The following is a 16,539-nucleotide window of genomic DNA, read 5'->3' as shown; positions in this document are numbered from 1 at the left end:
TGTGGTAACGGGCCTCAGGCGTCGGGCGATCCGTCCGACTGCTCGGCCAAGAACCGCTCGAACTCCGCGCCGAGCTCGTCCGCAGTCGGCAGGTCGACCGGCTGCTCTCCCGTCGGGGCCAGCAGACCCGGCCGGCCGATGCTGCGGGCGAACGCGTCGTACTGGTCCTCCAGCGCCCGCACCACCGCCGCGATCTCCGCCGAGTCACGCACCTGACGCTCGATCTCCGCCCGCGTCTCCTCCGCCGCGGGCACCAGGGCGGACGCCTGCAGGTCGAGGCCCGTGGCACGCTGCACGCGTTCGATCGCGGCCAGGCTCGCCTGCGGGTACGGCGACTGCGCGAGGTAGTGCGGCACGTGGACCGCGAAGCCCATGGCGTCGTGCCCCGACTGCCCCAGCCTCAGCTCCAGCAGCGCGCTCGCGCTGGCCGGGACCGTCACCGCCCCGAACCACGACGGGTGGTCGGCGACCAGCTCGGGGCGCGTGGCGTGCGCCGTCACCGACAGCGGACGCGTGTGCGGAATACCCATGGGGATGCCGTGCACCCCGACGGTCAGCGGCACGTCGAACCGCTCGACGAGCTGACGCACCGCCGCGACGTACCGCTCCCACTGCACGTCGGGCTCGATGCCGTGCAGCAGCAGGAACGGGACGCCCGCACCGTCCTCGAGCAGGTCGACCACGAGCTCGGGCTCGTCGTAGGACGACCACGTCGTCGAGTCGAAGGTCATGGTGGGGCGGCGCGAGCGGTAGTCGAGCAGCTGGTCGGCGTCGAAGGTGGCCAGCCGGCGCGAGGGCAGCTGCTCGAGCAGGTGCTCCGCGACGGCCGCACCTGCCTGCCCGGCGTCGACGAAACCACGCACCGCGTGCACCAGCACCGGTCCGCTGCCGTCGGCCGTGGCCTGCGCGACCTGCTCGGCAACCTGCGGGTCGACGTCGTAGATCTCGCTCGGGTCCAGCATGTCGTTCTCCTTCGCCTCGGTCCTGGCTGCTCAACACGCCCGGGGCCCGGATGCTTCCCACGGTCCACCGGCGGACGCTCCACGGCGCACCTGACCACGACGGCGCCGGAACCCGGCACGGACCAGGGGCGCAAGAGCGGATAATGGACGGCCGCCCGCGGGCGGGGTGCACACGGGTGAGGCGGCGAGGGGAGCGACCAGGTGGCGGGCAGCGACAGCGAGCTGCGCAAGGAGCAGGAGACGGTCGACGGTCTCTACGCACGACTCGACGAGCTGCGCGCCCAGACGCGCAGCCGCCTCGCGCACGTGCGCCGCACGGGCCCCTCGGGCTCGCCGCAGAACCGCAGCGAGCGCGACGCGTTCGCGACCCTGTACGAGGACCGCCTCGCCCAGCTCGAGGCCGTCGAGGAGCGGCTGGCGTTCGGACGCCTCGACCTGACCGACGGCGGGCACCGCTACATCGGCCGCATCGGGCTGACCGACGAGGAGCAGACCCAGCTGCTCACGGACTGGCGCGCACCGGCCGCGCAAGCCTTCTACCGAGCGACCTCGGCCCACCCCGACGGCGTCCTGCGTCGCCGGCACGTGGTCACCCAGGGGCGCACCGTCACCGGCGTCGAGGACGAGGTGCTCGACCTGGACGCGCTCGGCGACGACGAGGTGGCCGCCAAGGCCCTGGCCGGCCTGTCCGGGGAAGGCGCGCTGCTGGCCGCGCTGGCGGCCGGTCGCACCGGGCACATGGGCGACATCGTCGCCACGATCCAGGCCGAGCAGGACGCGATCATCCGCTCCGAGCTCACGGGCGCGCTGGTGGTGCAGGGCGGACCCGGCACGGGCAAGACCGCCGTCGCACTGCACCGTGCCGCCTACCTGCTGTACGCGCACCGCCGGGTCCTGGAGCGCTCGGGTGTGCTGCTCGTCGGTCCGAGCCGCACGTTCCTGCGCTACATCGACCAGGTGCTGCCGTCCCTGGGTGAGACCGGGGTGGTCACGACCACGATCGCCGAGCTGATGCCCGGTCTGGTGGCCGCAGGGCACGAGGACGAGGCCGTGGCCGAGATCAAGGGCAGGGCGGTGATGGCGCGCGTGCTCGGCCGAGCCGTGACGCAGCGGCAACGGGTGCCACGTGAGACGACCACGGTCCGCATCGACGGGCGCACCGTGCACATCACCCCTTCGGACATCCAGTCGGCGATCGCGCGCACGCGTCGGCACCACCGGCCGCACAACCAGGCCCGGGTGTCCTTCGTCCGCGACATGCTCTCCCGCCTGGCCGAGCAGTACGTCGCCCAGCTGGGCTGGGAGGTGCCGGCCGACGAGCGGGCCGAGATCGTCGAGGAGCTGCGCACCACGCGCGAGGTCCGCATCGCGCTCAACCTGGCCTGGATGCCGTTGACGCCGCAGGGCCTGCTGCGCGAGCTCTACACCAAGCCGTGGCGCCTGGAGCGTGCGGCGCCCGAGCTGAGCGCCGGCGACCGGGCGCTGCTCGAGCGCGCCGCCGAGGCGGAGTGGACCCCGGCCGACGTACCGCTCCTCGACGAGCTCGCCGAACTGCTCGGCGAGGACGACCAGGCCGCCCGCGCCCAGGCGAAGGCCGATGCTGCGCGCCGCGCCTCCGAGCTGGAGTACGCCCGGCGTGTGCTGGAGTCGAGCGGGGCCGCCGCCATGGTCTCGGCCGAGATGCTCGCCGACCGGTTCTCGGCCAGCGGACCGTCGATGACCACCGCCGAGCGGGCCGCCGCCGACCGCTCGTGGACGTACGGGCACGTGGTGGTCGACGAGGCGCAGGAGCTGTCGGCCATGGCGTGGCGGGTGCTGCTGCGGCGCGTGCCGACGCGCTCCTTGACGATCGTGGGAGATGTGGCGCAGACGACCGCGCGGGCGGGCGCGCGCGCCTGGGCCGGCGTGTTCGACCCGGTGCTGCGCAACCAGTGGCGACTGGCCGAGCTGACGGTGAACTACCGCACGCCGGCGAGCGTCGCCGACGCCGCCGGTCGGGTCGCCGTGGCTGCAGGGCTGCCGGTCAGTGCGCTGACCTCGGCCCGTGACGTACCCGACGCGCTGCGCCTCGAGCAGGTCCCGGTCGCCGAGCTGGCCGCACGCGCCGCACAGCGGGCCGCCGACGCGCTGACCCAGGTCCGCGACGACCTCGGCGCCGGACGGGTCGCGGTCATCGCCCACGCCGAGCACCTCGTCCACGTGCAGCAGGCGCTGGACGGCCTCGGGGCTGCTGGTGCGAGCACCGGCGGCTCGGGCGTGCCCGACGCCGCAGCGGGGCGCGCTGCTCGGCGGTCGACCGACCTGGACGCGCCGCTGGTGCTCCTCACCCCGGTGGAGGCCAAGGGCCTGGAGTTCGACGTCGTGGTGCTGGTGGAACCGGCCGACGTGCTGGCCGCGAGCGCCGGTGACCTGTACGTCGCGATGACCCGGCCGACACGTGCGCTGCACGTCGTGCACGCCCGTCCGCTGCCCGAGGGGTTCGCGCCCGTGTCCGAGTGACGGACCCGGTTGCGTCCGAGGGGCGGGCAGGGCGCACCATAGGCACGTGCTCAAGGCCCTGCTGCTCGAGAACCTCCACCCTCAGGCCCGGACGATCCTCGAGGCCGCCGGCTTCGAGGTGACTACCCGTACCGGCGCACTCGACGAGTCCGAGCTCGTCGAGGCGCTCGACGGCGTGCACGTCCTGGGCATCCGCTCCAAGACGCACGTCACCGCCGCTGCGCTGGAGGCCGCCACCGACCTGGTCGCGGTCGGCGCCTACTGCATCGGCACGAACCAGATCGACCTGGCCGCCGCGGCCTCGCGCGGCGTCGCGACGTTCAACGCGCCGTTCTCGAACACGCGCTCGGTCGTCGAGATCGCGATCGCGGACATCATCTCGCTGACCCGACGCCAGACCGAGCTCGACAAGGCCATGCACGACGGCGTCTGGAACAAGTCCGCGACCGGTGCGCACGAGGTCCGGGGCCGCACGCTGGGGATCATCGGCTACGGCAACATCGGCACCCAGCTGTCGGTGCTCGCCGAGAACCTCGGCATGTCGGTCGTGTTCTACGACACCGCCGAGAAGCTCGCGCTGGGCAACGCCCGCCGGCTGGACAGCCTCGACGAGCTGCTCGACGTCGCCGACATCGTGACGCTGCACGTCGACGGTCGCAGCGGGAACGCGGGGTTGTTCGGGGCTGCGCAGTTCGCGCGCATGCGCCCGGGGGCGATCTTCCTCAACCTCTCGCGCGGGTTCGTGGTCGACTACGCGGCCCTGCGCGACGCGGTCGTCTCAGGGCATGTGGCCGGTGCGGCTGTCGACGTCTTCCCGGTGGAGCCCAAGCGCAAGGGCGACGCGTTCGACTCCGAGCTGCGCGGCCTGCCGAACGTGATCCTCACGCCGCACACGGGCGGGTCGACCGAGGAAGCCCAGGACGCCATCGGTCAGTTCGTCTCGAACAAGCTGCGCGACTACCTGGCGACCGGGTCGACCACGCTGAGCGTGAACCTGCCCAACCTGGCGCTGGACCAGCCGCCGGGGGCGCACCGTCTGGCCTACCTGCACCGCAACGTGCCGGGCGTGCTGGCTGCGGTGAACGCGACGCTCGCCGAGCACGGTGTCAACATCGAGGGTCAGCTGCTGGCCACGCGCGGCGAGCTGGGCTACGTGGTCACCGATGCCGGGTCTGCCGTCGACCTGGCGGCCGTGGAGGCGCTGCGTTCGCGCCCCGAGTCGGTGCGGTTGCGCGTCCTGTCCTGAGGACTGCATGGCGAAGGGGACCCGGCCGAGCAGGCCAGGTCCCCTTCGTCATGCCTGACAGGTCAGGCCGAGCCGGACTTGCGCTGGAAGCGGCGCTGGGCCGGACCTGCGGTCTCGGCGCCGTGCACGGTGCCGGTGTTGGCCGAGCCGTCGGTCGTGCGGTGGTGCGCAGCCTTCTTGCGCTCCAGCGCTTCACGGAACTTCGCCTTCGCGTCCTCGCTGACGGTGGCCGTCGGATCGTTCTGCTCCGCCATCGCGGGCCTCCTTCTCGCTGCGCGACGAGCACGAGCGCCCGCCGAACCACCCCCAGCCTTGCCGAACGAGGGCGCGCATGCCAATCCATTGCCGCACTCCCCCACTGGCGCCCGCGAACTCGTGCGCCGACGTCGCGTACCGTCGTCGCGTGCACGCCCCCGATCCTCACCGCCACACCGCACTCCCCCACCGCAGGGTCGGCGGGCTGACCTTCCCGGCGATCTCGCTGGGGCTCTGGCAGAACTTCGGCCACGCCACCGCGTTCGACGACCAACGTCGACTCGTGCTGCACGCCGTCGACCGAGGCATCTTCCACCTCGATCTCGCGAACAACTACGGTCCGCCACCGGGTGCCGCCGAGGAGTCCGTGGGTCGCCTGCTCACCGGCGACCTGCGCGCCCACCGCGACGAGCTGCTCGTGACCACCAAGGCGGGATACCGGGGCTGGCCCGGGCCGTACGGCGAGTTCGGCTCCCGCAAGTCCCTGCGGGCCTCGCTCGACGCGTCGCTACGACGACTCGGCGTCGACCACGTGGACGTCTACTACAGCCACCGGTTCGATCCCTCCACGCCGCTGACCGAGACCCTCGGCGCCCTGGCCGACGCCGTCCGCTCCGGCAAGGCGCGGGCCGTGGGCATCTCGTCGTACTCGGCCGCCCGCACCGCGCAGGCCCTGCAGGTCGCCGCACAGATCGGGCTCACGCTCTCGGTGCACCAGCCGTCCTACTCGCTGCTCAACCGCTGGATCGAGCAGCCCGGACCCGACGGGAGATCCCTGCTCGAGGTGTGCGACGACGCGCAGCTCGCCGTCGTGGCGTTCTCCCCGCTCGCCCAGGGCATCCTCAGCCGCCGGTACCTGGACGGGGTCCCGGCCGACTCCCGGGCCGCACGCGGCGGGCCGCTACGACCCGAGTGGCTGACCCCGCAGGCCCTCGCGCACGTGCGCGCTCTCGACGAGCTCGCGCGTCAGTCCGGACGCACCCTGCCGCGACTCGCGCTGTCCTGGGTGCTGCGCGACCCGCGGGTCACCTCGGTGCTCGTCGGCGCCCGCACCGTCGACCAGCTCGACGAGAACCTCGCCGCACTGGACGACCCGCCCCTGACGGCCGCCGAGCTGGCGGCCGTCGAGGCGCACGCGGTGGACGCCGGCATCAACCTGTGGGGGTCACGCTCCAGCGACCTGTGAGCGGCGCCTCGACGCCTCTGCGCGCGGGTCAGCCCTGCACGGGCAGGTGCCGGAACCACCAGTCCAGCACGTGCGTGAACCGGGCCTCACGGTGCTTCGGACGTCCCGACCGGGTCAGCTCGTGCCCCTCGCCCGGGAACAGCAGCAGCTCGCACTCCACACCCCGGCGCTGCAGCTCGACGAACCACCGCTGCCCCTGCTCCACCGGGCACCGCCAGTCCTGCTCGGAGTGGATCACCAAGGTCGGTGTGCGCACCGCCCCCACATGGGCCATCGGCGACTGCACGGCGACCGCCGCTGCCCCCGCGTCGTCACCGTGGTCGCCGACGTAGTCCAGGCCGAAGAACCAGCCGATGTCGCTGGAGCCCACGAAGCTCACCGGGTCGAGGAAGCCGCGCTCGACGATGGCCGCCGCGAACCGGTGCGTGCGGGTCGTCAACCACGCCGTCAGGTAGCCGCCGTAGGAACCGCCCATGACACCCACCCGATCTGCGTCGAGCGCAGGGTCCTCCAGGGCGGCGTCGAGCAACGCGAGCACGTCCTGCTCGTCGACCGTGCCGAACGCCCCGTGGATCGCCTTGCCGTGCGCCCGGCCGTACCCCGCCGACCCGCGCGGGTTGCCCAGCACGACCGCGTAGCCGGCCTCGACCAGCACCTGCACCTCGTCGAACAAGGCATGCGTGTACTGCGCGAACGGCCCGCCGTGGATCATCAGGATCGTCGGGTGGGGGCCCACGCCGTGCCGCGAGGGCTCGGGCACCACGACCCATCCGTGCACGGGGTACCCGTCGCCCGCCGTGGCCGTGAGCTCGCGCGGACGCTGCACACGTCCGGTCGCACGCAACGCCGCACTGAGGTCCGTCAGCTGCCGCGGGTCGGCGCCACTGGTCGTCGCGTCGAGCAGCACGAGGTCGCCGGCAGAGTCCGGCCGCGCCACGGTCGCCACGAGCCTGTCCTCGACGACGCTCACACCGGTGACCACGGACGGCCCGCCCAGCACCGTGCGCGCCGACCCGTCCGGCGCGAACCGGACCAGGTGCTGCGCGCCCCGGTCGAGCCGGGACGTCAGCACACCATCGCGGTGCGGCACCAGGACGCCGGGGGCCAGGTCGACCGTCTCAGGGTCCGTCAGCCGCCGAGGCACCCCTGCCGGCCGCACCTCGGGCGAGGACAGGTCCACCGGTAGGTCGAGCCGGTACAGCCCGGTGAGCTGGGCGACGAAGTCCCGACCGTCCGGCCCCAGGTCACCGGCGAGCAGCCACAGGGCGGTCCCGTCCGAGGTCGGCACGGCGGTCGCGACGTCGAGGCTGCTCCCGGCACCCGCGTCGGTGAGCGGACGCGGCTCCCGCGGGGAACCGTCCGCGTCCGGGAACGCGTCGACGAGCACGGCGTCCTGGCGCAGGTCATGCTCCCGACCGGGGTGGACCGCGGCGATCGCCACCAGGTGCGTGCCTGTGGGCAGCCAGCGGGCGTCGGTGACCTCCAGGTCGCCTGCGGTCAGGGCTCGCGCAGTCGCCACCGACGGCGCGGCGGCGGGCGCCTGCTGCGGCACGTCGACCACGAACACGTGCTGGCGCCGGTCACGGACGAACCCGAGACCGTCCGCCCGGTACTTCGCCGCGGTGATCAGCCGCGGCGGCTCCGCCGCCGGATCGCCGTCCTTGACGTAACGCCCCTCCTCCGGCACCCGCGCGAGGTAGGCGATCCGGGTGCCGTCCGGGGAGAACCGCGGTGCGGCGGCACCCAGCGGCGCGTCCGTCAGCGCGAACGGCTCCCCACCCGTCGACTCCACCAGGTACACCTGCGGCACCCCACGGCGCGGTGCCCGCAGGAACGCGATCCACCGACCATCCGGTGAGAGCACCGGCGCAGCATCACGGAAGCCGCGCGTGAGCGGACGAGGTGCGCCGTCAGCCGCGTCGAGCGGGACGAGCCAGAGCTGGCCTGCGTACTGATCGGCCTCGAGGTCCGGGTGGGTCACGGCGACGACCGCGGCGGAACCGTCGGGCAGCAGGGCCGCGGTGCCGGGGACGTGCAGGTGGGTCAGGTCGCTGGGGATCACCCCCCGAACCTACGACCTCCGCACGGCACACCCGGACGCACGGCGCGCCGCTCCGGTGGGCTTCGTCTCTCAGCCGTCGAGCGCGGAGTCCGCGTCGTCGCGTTCGTCCCGCTCCTGCCGCTCGGATCGCAGCGTGGTGATCGCCGCCTCGAAGTCCTCGAGGGAGTCGAACGCCTGGTACACGCTGGCGAACCGCAGGTAGGCCACCTCGTCGAGCTCACGCAGCGGCCCCAGGATCGCCAGGCCGATCTCGTAGGCGTCGATCTCGGCGGAGCCCGCAGACCGCAGCGTCTCCTCGACCTTCTGGGCGAGCAGGGCCAGGTCGTCCTCACTCACCGGACGGCCCTGGCAGGCCTTGCGCACTCCGTTGGCGATCTTCTCGCGGCTGAACGGCTCGGTGGCGCCGGAGCGCTTCACCACGGACAGGCTGGCGGTCTCCACCGTCGTGAACCGGCGGTTGCACTGCGGGCACTGGCGACGACGACGAATCGAGGACCCGTCGTCCGATGTCCGTGAGTCCACCACGCGCGAGTCCGGGTGGCGGCAGAACGGACAGTGCACAACACACCTCTTCGGGTCGGGCCCGGAGTCGTCACTCGCGCGGCCGGAGACCGGCACAGGCGCCGGCGTCAGGTGACGCTAAGCCGCGGCCGGGCCGCACCGCAAGGACGGCGCGCGGGTACGCGCGTATCGGTGCCCTCGCGTCCGCGACCCCGCGACGCGCGGCGCCACGGGACGAATGGCGTGGGCGCCCCTCCCTCAACCCTGCGCCGGCACGACGATCGACTGGCCGGCCATCAGCCCGGCACTGGGCAGGCGGTTGAGCCGCTGGAGCTCGAGCACCACGTCGCGCACGTCCTCACCGGGGTCGGCCACGCCGGCCGCGATCGCCCACAGCGTCTCGCCCGAGGCGACCACGTGGGTGGTCACCGCCAGGGCACCCTCGGGCGCTTCGGCGTCCGCACCCGTCGCACGCATGGCCAGCACGCCGACCAGGACGAGCGCGAGGAGCACGACGACGGCCCGACCGCGAGCGGTCAGCGTGAGCGGTCCCTCGCCGTGCGCGGGCCGGGGGCGGGCCTGAGCAGGGCGCCGACCCACGTCGCGGAGGCCGGTCGCACCGATCGCCATCGTCGTCATCGCGCACTCCCTCTGTCAGGCCTGGGCCAGCACCTCGTTCGAACGCCTGTTCGTCGAACGCCTGTACGATTTCTAGCACTCGCCGGCCATGCCTGTCGAGACACGCTCGAACAGATGTTTGATCCTTCACCCGGAAGTCCCTAGGCTGGCGACGCGGGTCAAGCGCACCACGCACCACTGACACGGCACCGTTCAGGTCCGATCCTTCGGCGGCGCGGCGGTGCCGACCTGCACGAGCGGCCGTCGACCGGCGGGCGCTGGTGCCGGCCGCCAGGCCGCACGGCGAAGGAGGCAGCAGTGGCGCAGACGCGACGGACGTCCGGGGGCGACGGGACGGCGTCGGTGCGCGCACTGCCCGCGGCCGAGGGAGACGGGCTCACCGGCCGGCAGCGCCTCGTCCTGGAGACCATCCGGACCTCGGTGGAGTCTCGCGGCTACCCGCCGAGCATGCGTGAGATCGGCGATGCCGTCGGTCTGACGAGCCCGTCCAGCGTCAAGCACCAGCTGACGGTGCTGGAGCGCAAGGGCTACCTCCGCCGCGACCCGCACCGCCCGCGCGCCATCGAGGTCGTCCAGCCCGACGACTCCCGCGGCGTGGGCGCGTGGACGGCCCCCGACGGGACCCGCACCCCCCTGTCGGACCCGGACTCCCCGGAACGCGACGGCGCACCGACCCCGTCGTACGTGCCGGTGGTCGGACGGATCGCGGCCGGCGGCCCGATCCTCGCCGAGCAGGTCGTCGAGGACGTCTTCCCGCTGCCCCGCCAGCTCGTCGGCGACGGTGACCTGTTCCTGCTGAAGGTCAGCGGCGACTCGATGATCGACGCAGCCATCTGCGACGGCGACTGGGTGGTCGTCCGGCGCCAGCCGGTGGCCGAGAACGGCGAGATCGTCGCGGCGATGATCGACGGGGAGGCGACCGTCAAGACGTTCAAGCGTGTCGACGGCCACGTGTGGCTGATGCCGCACAACCCTGCCTACGCCCCGATCCCGGGCGACCACTCCCAGGTACTGGGCCGCGTGGTGAGCGTGCTCAGGAGCCTGTAGCCGCCGGCTCTACGGCCTGCGCCGACGACGAAGGGCCTGGCAACCACCCCCTCGGGGGCGGACGCCAGGCCCTTGTCCGTCAGGTGCTACAGGCCGAACCGCCGGGCGGCGGCGCGCAGCGCCTCGGCGGACCGGCGCAGACCGGCCAGCTCGTCAGCCGACATCGGCACCTCGAGCCGGTCGCCGACACCCCGGGCGCCGACGATCGCGGGGACCGACAGGCACACGTCGGACACGCCGTGGTAGTCCTGCAGCAAGGAGGAGACGGGCAGGATCCGCTTCTCGTCCTTGAGCACGGCCTCGATGATGCGCGAACCGGCCAGGCCGACCGCGTAGTTCGTCGCACCCTTGCCCTCGATGATGCGGTACGCCGACTCGACGACCTCCCGCGCGATCCGCTCCCGGACCTCCGAGGTCAGCGGCCCACGCCCGGCGATCCCGTTCCACTCCAGCAGCGGCACCGAGCCGATCGAGGCGCTCGACCACAGCGGCAGCTCGGTGTCCCCGTGCTCACCGGCGATGTACGCGTGCACGTTCTGCACCGCGACACCGGTGTGCTGGGCGATCAGGTAGCGCAGCCGCGAGGAGTCGAGCACCGTGCCCGAACCGAACATCTGCGTCGAGGACAGGCCCGAGATCTTCAGCGCCGCGTAGGTGACGATGTCGACCGGGTTGGTCACCATCACGTACACGGCGTTGGGGGCGACCTCGACCAGCGGCGGCAGCACCTTGCGGATGAGCGAGATCGTCGCCTCGGCCAGGTCGATGCGCGTCTGGCCGGGCTTCTGCTTGGCGCCGGCCGTGACCACGACCACGTCGGCGTCCGCGCACACGGAGATGTCGTCGGAGCCGATCACCTCGGCCATCGGCATGAACTGGATGCCGTGACCAAGGTCGAGCGCCTCGGCCTCGACCTTGGCCTTGTTGATGTCGTAGAGCGCCACGGTCCGGGCGGAGCCACGCATCAGGGTCGCGTAGGCCATCGTGGAGCCCACGGCGCCGGCGCCGACGATGGCGACCTTCGAGGTCCTCCACGAGGGACCCCCGGTGGGGCCCAGGGCGACCTCGTCGCTGTCACGGCTCTCGGTCATGCGTCCTCCTTCTCGCGCACCGGCATGTCCCGCACCCCGGCGCGTTCACGTCCTGACGTGGACGGACGGTACCGGGTGGCGTCCACCGACGCTCCGAGGCTAGTGCGAGTCGGCCAGACGGCGCAGGGCGGACCGGGCCACCGCCGGGTCGGTGGTCCGCCAGAAGTCCGGCAGGGAGCGCACCAGGTACTCCCCGTACCGCGCCGTGGCGAGCCGGGGGTCGAGCACGGCGACGACCCCGCGGTCCTCGACCGTGCGGATCAGACGCCCGGCACCCTGCGCGAGCAGCAACGCCGCATGCGTGGCGGAGACGGCCATGAAGCCGTTGCCGCCCGCCGCGGCCACCGCCTCGGAGCGTGCGGAGCGCACCGGGTCGTCGGGGTGCGGGAACGGGATGCGGTCGATGAGCACGAGCCGGCACGTGGGTCCGGGCACGTCGACGCCCTGCCACAGCGACAGCGTGCCGAACAGGCAGGTCGGCTCGTCGGCCGCGAACCGGGACACGAGGGTGGGCAGCTGGTCCTCCCCCTGGGCGAGCACCGGCACGTCGAGGCGCGCACGCATGGCCGCCGCGACGGCATCCGCGGCGCGACGCGAGGAGAACAGGCCGAGCGTGCGCCCGCCCGCGGCCGTGATGAGCTCGGCGATCTCGTCGAGCTGGGCCTCGGTGGCCGGTTCGCGCCCGGGCGGCGGCAGATGACGCGCGATGTACAGGATGCCCTGACGTGGGTAGTCGAACGGGCTGCCGACGTCGAGCCCCTGCCACGGCAACGCCTCCAGGGCTCGCGACTCCCCCGCCGCCTGCGTCGACGCACGCGTCGAGCCGGGCTCGGTACCGGTCGGGTCGTCACCGCCGGCATGCGCGAGCTCGGCTGGGCCGACGGGCTCGGCGTCGGGACGGCTCTCGAGCCCGACCGAACGGGCCACGGGTGCGAACGACCCGCCGAGCGCGAGCGTGGCCGAGGTCAGCACGCTCGAACGACCCGCGAGCAGGTGGGTGCGGATCAGGCCGTTGACGGCCAGCGGCGCCGCGTGCAGACGCGTCAGCGTGCCGCCCCGACGGTCCTCGCCGCGCGAGCACCACAGCACCGTGTGCCGCAGGTCGTCGGGGTCGGCCGCCATCCGGTCGGCCGTCTCGAACAGGGCGAGCATGGCGGCGTTGGCGACCTTCATGCCCCCGTCGACACCGGCCTTGCCACCGCCCCCACCGCCGGGGGTGGCGGCGTTCGGCTTGAGCACCGACAGCAACGCGCGCGCGGCGTCGCGCACCGCGGCGACCGCGTCCCGTGTGGCAGGCGGCAGCCCGTCGGGAAAACGCCCCTCGGGCAGCTGGACCAGCACGGAGGCGAGGGCCTGGCCGGCCGCGTCGAGGTCGGTCGTAGGCACGCCGCCGTACCGGCGCGCCATGCGGGCGGCCTGCTCGACGGTGGCCAGCGAGAGGTCGGAGGTCGCCTGGGCGGTCACCCGGTCGGTCAGCTCGTGGGCCTCGTCGACGATCAGCACGTCGTGCTCGGGCAGCACACCGGGCGACCCGGACGCGGCGATGCCCAGCATGGCGTGGTTGGTCACCACGACGTCCGCCTCGCGTGCCGCACCGCGGGCCCGTTCGGGGAAGCACTCGTCCTTCATCGGGCAGCGTGAGCCCAGGCACTCCAACGACGTGACGGACACCTGCCGCCAGGCCCGCTCCGTGACACCGGGCACGAGGTCGTCCCGGTCACCGGTGTCGGTCTCCTGCGCCCACTCGCGCAACCGCAGCACCTGCTCGCCGAGGCTCTCCCCGGGCTCGGTGGCACCCCGGCCCCGGGCGGTCTTGGCTCCGGCACCCGCCGGCGCCGGGTGCTCGGCGGCGCCGGTGTGGTCGCCGAGGTCGAACAGCGTCCCCGGCTCGTCCTCGGGGTACCCGCCGGCCACCTTGTGCACGCAGAGGTAGTTGTGCCAGCCCTTGAGCAGGGCGATCTGCGGCACGCGCGGCAGCCGAGGAGCCAGGGCCTGGGCGACGAGCGGCAGGTCGCGCGTGACCACCTGCCGCTGCAGGGCCAGGGTCGCCGTGGAGACGACCACGTGCTCGTCGGCGAGGACGGCGTGCCGCACCGCGGGCACCAGGTACCCCAGCGACTTGCCGGTGCCCGTGCCCGCCTGCACGAGCACGTGCTCGCCGGCCTCGACGGCCGCGGTCACCGCGCGCGCCATGACGTGCTGCCCGTCGCGGCGCACACCGCCGAGCGCACCCACGGCCAGGTCGAGCAGCTCGTCGACCGAGGCCACGGCTGCCGCCCCCGAGGGCGCCGCGGGAGACTTCGCCGGTGCGTCAGGCCGGTCTGACGGTGCGGCGGTGGGCATCGGACCAGCCTAGTCGTCGCACGCGCGGCTCCCCGCTCGCGCCGGGATCGGTCAGGCGGTCCTGACGGCGGCCGCCTCGAGCTCGGCCGCGAGGGTCGCGTCGACCCGGGCGCGCAGCGCCGTGCCGTCCTCGAGGTGCTCCTCGGAGGTGATGTCCCCGTGCTCGTGCACCCGGCTGACCAGGTCCCCGCGCGAGTACGGCAGCACGACGGCGACCTCGACCCCCGGCCGGGGCAGCTGGTCGGCGATCAGCTCCAGCAGCTCCTCGACGCCCTCACCCGTGCGGGCCGAGACGACGATGGAGTGCACCTCGCGCGACCGGAGCCGCGCGATGGTCTCCGGGGTGGCCAGGTCGGCCTTGTTGAGCACGATGACCTCGGGCACGTCCATCGCCCCGGGGATGTCGGCGAACACGTGCCGCACTGCCGCGATCTGCCCCTCCGGATCGGGGTGCGAGGCGTCGACGACGTGCAGCAGCAGGTCGGCGTCGGCGACCTCCTCCAGCGTCGAGCGGAAGGCCTCGACCAGCTGGTGCGGCAGTGCACGCACGAACCCGACGGTGTCCGCCAGGGTGTAGACGCGCCCGTCGGAGGTCTGCGCACGACGCACGGTCGGGTCCAGCGTCGCGAACAGGGCGTTCTCGACGAGCACCCCGGCGTTGGTCAGCCGGTTGAGCAGCGAGGACTTGCCCGCGTTGGTGTACCCGGCGATCGCGACGGACGGGATCGCGTGCCGCTTGCGGTTGGCCCGCTTGGTCTGGCGCGCCGGTTCCATGGCAGCGATCTCGCGGCGCAGCTTGGCCATGCGGTTGCGGATGCGACGCCGGTCGAGCTCGATCTTCGTCTCACCGGGTCCGCGTGAGCCCATGCCCGCACCGGCACCGCCGACCTGCCCGCCGGCCTGGCGCGACATGGACTCGCCCCAGCCGCGCAGGCGCGGCAGCAGGTACTCCAGCTGCGCCAGCTCGACCTGGGCCTTACCCTCCCGCGACTTGGCGTGCTGGGCGAAGATGTCCAGGATCAGCGCCGTCCGGTCGATGACCTTGACCCGCACGATGTCTTCCAGTGCGCGGCGCTGGGACGGGGCGAGATCGCCGTCGACGACGACCGTGTCGGCCCCGACGGCGGCGACGACCCCCGCCAGCTCGGCCGCCTTGCCCGAACCCAGGTACGTCCCCGGGTCGGGCGTGCGGCGGCGCTGCAGCAGGGCGTCGAGCACCTGGGAGCCCGCGGTCTCGGCGAGCGCGGCGAGCTCCCGCAGGGAGATCTCGGCGTCCTCGGCCGTGCCGGCGCCCCACACGCCGACCAGGACGACCTTCTCCAGGCGCAGCTGGCGGTACTCGACCTCGGTGACGTCCTCGAGCTCGGTGCTCAGCCCCGCCACGCGGCGCAGCGAGGTGCGCTCCTCGAGCTCGAGCTGGTCACCGTCGTAGCTGGTGTGCACCGTGCCGCCGGCCTGCAGTGCCGTACCCGCCCGTGCCAGCACCCGCGCGACGACGTCGTCGGCGACCTCCTGCGGGGAGCGGCTCACCGGTGTGGCCTGCTGCTCGCCGGGAGTGTGCTGGGGATCGTTCACGCGGTTCCTCACGGTTCTGCTCGGTGGATGACCTCCAGGGTCCCACGCCCGCGCGGCAGCGACGAGGCCATTTCGCTGCGGGCCGATAGGGTCGGGCCCTGTGAGCGCGGGGAGCCAGGAGCACTACTTCACGGCCCGACCGGCCTCGGACGACGAGCGGCGCACCCTGGCGGTGACGCTCGCCGACCGTGACCTGGAGGTGGAGACTGCCGGCGGCATCTTCTCGCCGGACCACGTCGACCACGCCACGGCGGTGCTGCTGCGGGAGGTGCCCGCACCGCCCACGCACGGGCACCTGCTCGACCTGGGCTGCGGCTGGGGTCCGATCGCCCTCACCCTCGCGCTGCGCTCGCCCGCCGCGACCGTGTGGGCGGTCGACGTCAACGAGCGCGCGCTGGACCTGACGCGCCGCAACGCCGCCCGGCACGGGCTGGGCGCCGTGCACGCGGTGCGACCCGAGCAGGTGCCCGACGACGTGCGGTTCGCTGCCATCTGGTCGAACCCGCCGATCCGGGTCGGCAAGGAGGCGCTGCACGCGCTCCTGCTGCACTGGCTGCCCCGCCTGGTCCCGGGCGGAGCCGCCCACCTGGTGGTGGGCAAGAACCTGGGTGCCGACTCCCTGCAGCGCTGGCTGGCCGAGCAGCTGGGGGCCTCCGCCGTCGTCGACCGGGTCGGCAGCGCGAAGGGCTTCCGGGTGCTGCGGGTGACAGCCTCGTCGGACACCCTGCCACTCCCGGCGTAACCCCGGGCTCAGGACGGCACGGCCGCCAGGGCCGAGCGCACCTGCGCGAGCGTCGGCACACCCTGGGCGCGGCGCACCACGACCCCGTCTGGATCGAGCAGCAGGACCGTCGGCGTCACCTCGACGTGCAGGCTCTCACCCAGTGCGAGATGGTCCGCGACGTCCAGCTCCACGTGACGCACACCGTCCGTGGTGGCCACCGCGCGCTCCAGGACGCGACGGGTGGCCCGGCAGGGCGCGCAGAACGCGGAGGAGAACTGGACCAGCGTCGCGCGGGCACCCAGGGGGACGGCCAGCTCCGCGAGCGCCGCAGCCAGCTCGGCGGCGGGCGACGGGCTCGGGGCGCCGTCGTCCGCGGGACCGGGCTGCATCGTCATGCCCGCACCAACGT

The 16,539-nt window shown here is 73.5% G+C and carries 14 protein-coding genes; 5 read left to right on the top strand and 9 right to left on the bottom strand.

The features are described 5' to 3' along the window. Positions 1–14: 14 nt before the first annotated feature. Positions 15–962, bottom strand: coding sequence for a proteasome assembly chaperone family protein (locus tag ACTHAM_RS11855; protein WP_440687652.1), 948 nt, complete (start codon positions 960–962; stop codon positions 15–17). Between the two features lie 201 nt (positions 963–1,163). On the opposite strand from ACTHAM_RS11855, the gene ACTHAM_RS11850 reads away from it, so the two are divergent. Beyond that, positions 1,164–3,461, top strand: coding sequence for a HelD family protein (locus ACTHAM_RS11850; protein ID WP_440687650.1), 2,298 nt, complete (start codon positions 1,164–1,166; stop codon positions 3,459–3,461). A 46-nt stretch (positions 3,462–3,507) separates the two neighbouring features. Then, a complete protein-coding gene (gene serA, locus ACTHAM_RS11845; RefSeq protein WP_440687648.1) occupies positions 3,508–4,707 on the top strand; it encodes a phosphoglycerate dehydrogenase in 1,200 nt (399 codons plus the stop codon). Between the two features lie 62 nt (positions 4,708–4,769). Here serA and ACTHAM_RS11840 read toward each other — a convergent pair whose 3' ends face one another. After that, entirely contained in the window at positions 4,770–4,961 is a 192-nt protein-coding gene (locus tag ACTHAM_RS11840) for a DUF5302 domain-containing protein (protein ID WP_440687646.1), read from the bottom strand. A gap of 149 nt (positions 4,962–5,110) precedes the next feature. On the opposite strand from ACTHAM_RS11840, the gene ACTHAM_RS11835 reads away from it, so the two are divergent. After that, on the top strand, positions 5,111–6,148 hold the full coding sequence (locus ACTHAM_RS11835) for an aldo/keto reductase (RefSeq protein ID WP_440687644.1): 1,038 nt from the start codon (positions 5,111–5,113) through the stop codon (positions 6,146–6,148). Between the two features lie 28 nt (positions 6,149–6,176). Here the strand turns inward: ACTHAM_RS11835 and ACTHAM_RS11830 are convergent, their stop codons facing one another. The 3 genes from ACTHAM_RS11830 to ACTHAM_RS11820 form a co-directional block, all read right to left on the bottom strand. After that, positions 6,177–8,210 carry a S9 family peptidase gene (locus ACTHAM_RS11830; protein WP_440687642.1) on the bottom strand — a complete coding sequence of 678 codons (2,034 nt, stop codon included), beginning with the start codon at positions 8,208–8,210 and terminating at the stop codon, positions 6,177–6,179. 69 nt (positions 8,211–8,279) lie between these two features. Beyond that, positions 8,280–8,771 (bottom strand): transcriptional regulator NrdR, encoded by a 492-nt coding sequence (gene nrdR, locus ACTHAM_RS11825; RefSeq protein ID WP_440687640.1) that lies wholly within the window; start codon positions 8,769–8,771, stop codon positions 8,280–8,282. A 198-nt stretch (positions 8,772–8,969) separates the two neighbouring features. After that, entirely contained in the window at positions 8,970–9,350 is a 381-nt protein-coding gene (locus tag ACTHAM_RS11820) for a LysM peptidoglycan-binding domain-containing protein (RefSeq protein ID WP_440687638.1), read from the bottom strand. 342 nt (positions 9,351–9,692) lie between these two features. Here ACTHAM_RS11820 and lexA point away from each other — a divergent pair, with 342 nt between their 5' ends. Beyond that, positions 9,693–10,397, top strand: a complete 705-nt coding sequence (gene lexA / locus ACTHAM_RS11815) for a transcriptional repressor LexA (protein WP_440687770.1) — start codon at positions 9,693–9,695, stop codon at positions 10,395–10,397. A gap of 86 nt (positions 10,398–10,483) precedes the next feature. Here the strand turns inward: lexA and ACTHAM_RS11810 are convergent, their stop codons facing one another. From ACTHAM_RS11810 to hflX, 3 genes are all read right to left on the bottom strand, one after another. Next, positions 10,484–11,488 (bottom strand): L-lactate dehydrogenase, encoded by a 1,005-nt coding sequence (locus ACTHAM_RS11810; protein ID WP_440687636.1) that lies wholly within the window; start codon positions 11,486–11,488, stop codon positions 10,484–10,486. A 99-nt stretch (positions 11,489–11,587) separates the two neighbouring features. Next, a complete protein-coding gene (locus tag ACTHAM_RS11805; protein WP_440687634.1) occupies positions 11,588–13,831 on the bottom strand; it encodes an ATP-dependent DNA helicase in 2,244 nt (747 codons plus the stop codon). 51 nt (positions 13,832–13,882) lie between these two features. Continuing rightward, a complete protein-coding gene (gene hflX, locus ACTHAM_RS11800) occupies positions 13,883–15,406 on the bottom strand; it encodes a GTPase HflX (RefSeq protein WP_440687632.1) in 1,524 nt (507 codons plus the stop codon). A gap of 100 nt (positions 15,407–15,506) precedes the next feature. On the opposite strand from hflX, the gene ACTHAM_RS11795 reads away from it, so the two are divergent. Beyond that, entirely contained in the window at positions 15,507–16,148 is a 642-nt protein-coding gene (locus ACTHAM_RS11795) for a class I SAM-dependent methyltransferase (RefSeq protein WP_440687630.1), read from the top strand. 8 nt (positions 16,149–16,156) lie between these two features. On the opposite strand, the gene ACTHAM_RS11790 is transcribed toward ACTHAM_RS11795, so the two are convergent. Further along, positions 16,157–16,525, bottom strand: coding sequence for a thioredoxin family protein (locus ACTHAM_RS11790; RefSeq protein ID WP_440687628.1), 369 nt, complete (start codon positions 16,523–16,525; stop codon positions 16,157–16,159). Positions 16,526–16,539: the final 14 nt, after the last annotated feature.

This window comes from Cellulomonas soli (assembly GCF_052036975.1).
GTDB classification, from domain to species: domain Bacteria; phylum Actinomycetota; class Actinomycetes; order Actinomycetales; family Cellulomonadaceae; genus Cellulomonas; species Cellulomonas soli_A.
Note: the sequence above shows the minus strand (reverse complement) of the source record. Positions and strands in the feature narration are given on the sequence as shown.

Bases quoted from the DNA above. Each gene is read 5' to 3' on its own strand.
- ACTHAM_RS11855 (WP_440687652.1), bottom strand. From the start codon at position 962: ATGCTGGACCCGAGCGAGATCTACGACGTCGACCCGCAGGTTGCCGAG.
- ACTHAM_RS11790 (WP_440687628.1), bottom strand. From the start codon at position 16,525: ATGACGATGCAGCCCGGTCCCGCGGACGACGGCGCCCCGAGCCCGTCG.
- ACTHAM_RS11810 (WP_440687636.1), bottom strand. From the start codon at position 11,488: ATGACCGAGAGCCGTGACAGCGACGAGGTCGCCCTGGGCCCCACCGGG.
- ACTHAM_RS11840 (WP_440687646.1), bottom strand. From the start codon at position 4,961: ATGGCGGAGCAGAACGATCCGACGGCCACCGTCAGCGAGGACGCGAAG.
- ACTHAM_RS11805 (WP_440687634.1), bottom strand. From the start codon at position 13,831: ATGCCCACCGCCGCACCGTCAGACCGGCCTGACGCACCGGCGAAGTCT.
- ACTHAM_RS11820 (WP_440687638.1), bottom strand. From the start codon at position 9,350: ATGACGACGATGGCGATCGGTGCGACCGGCCTCCGCGACGTGGGTCGG.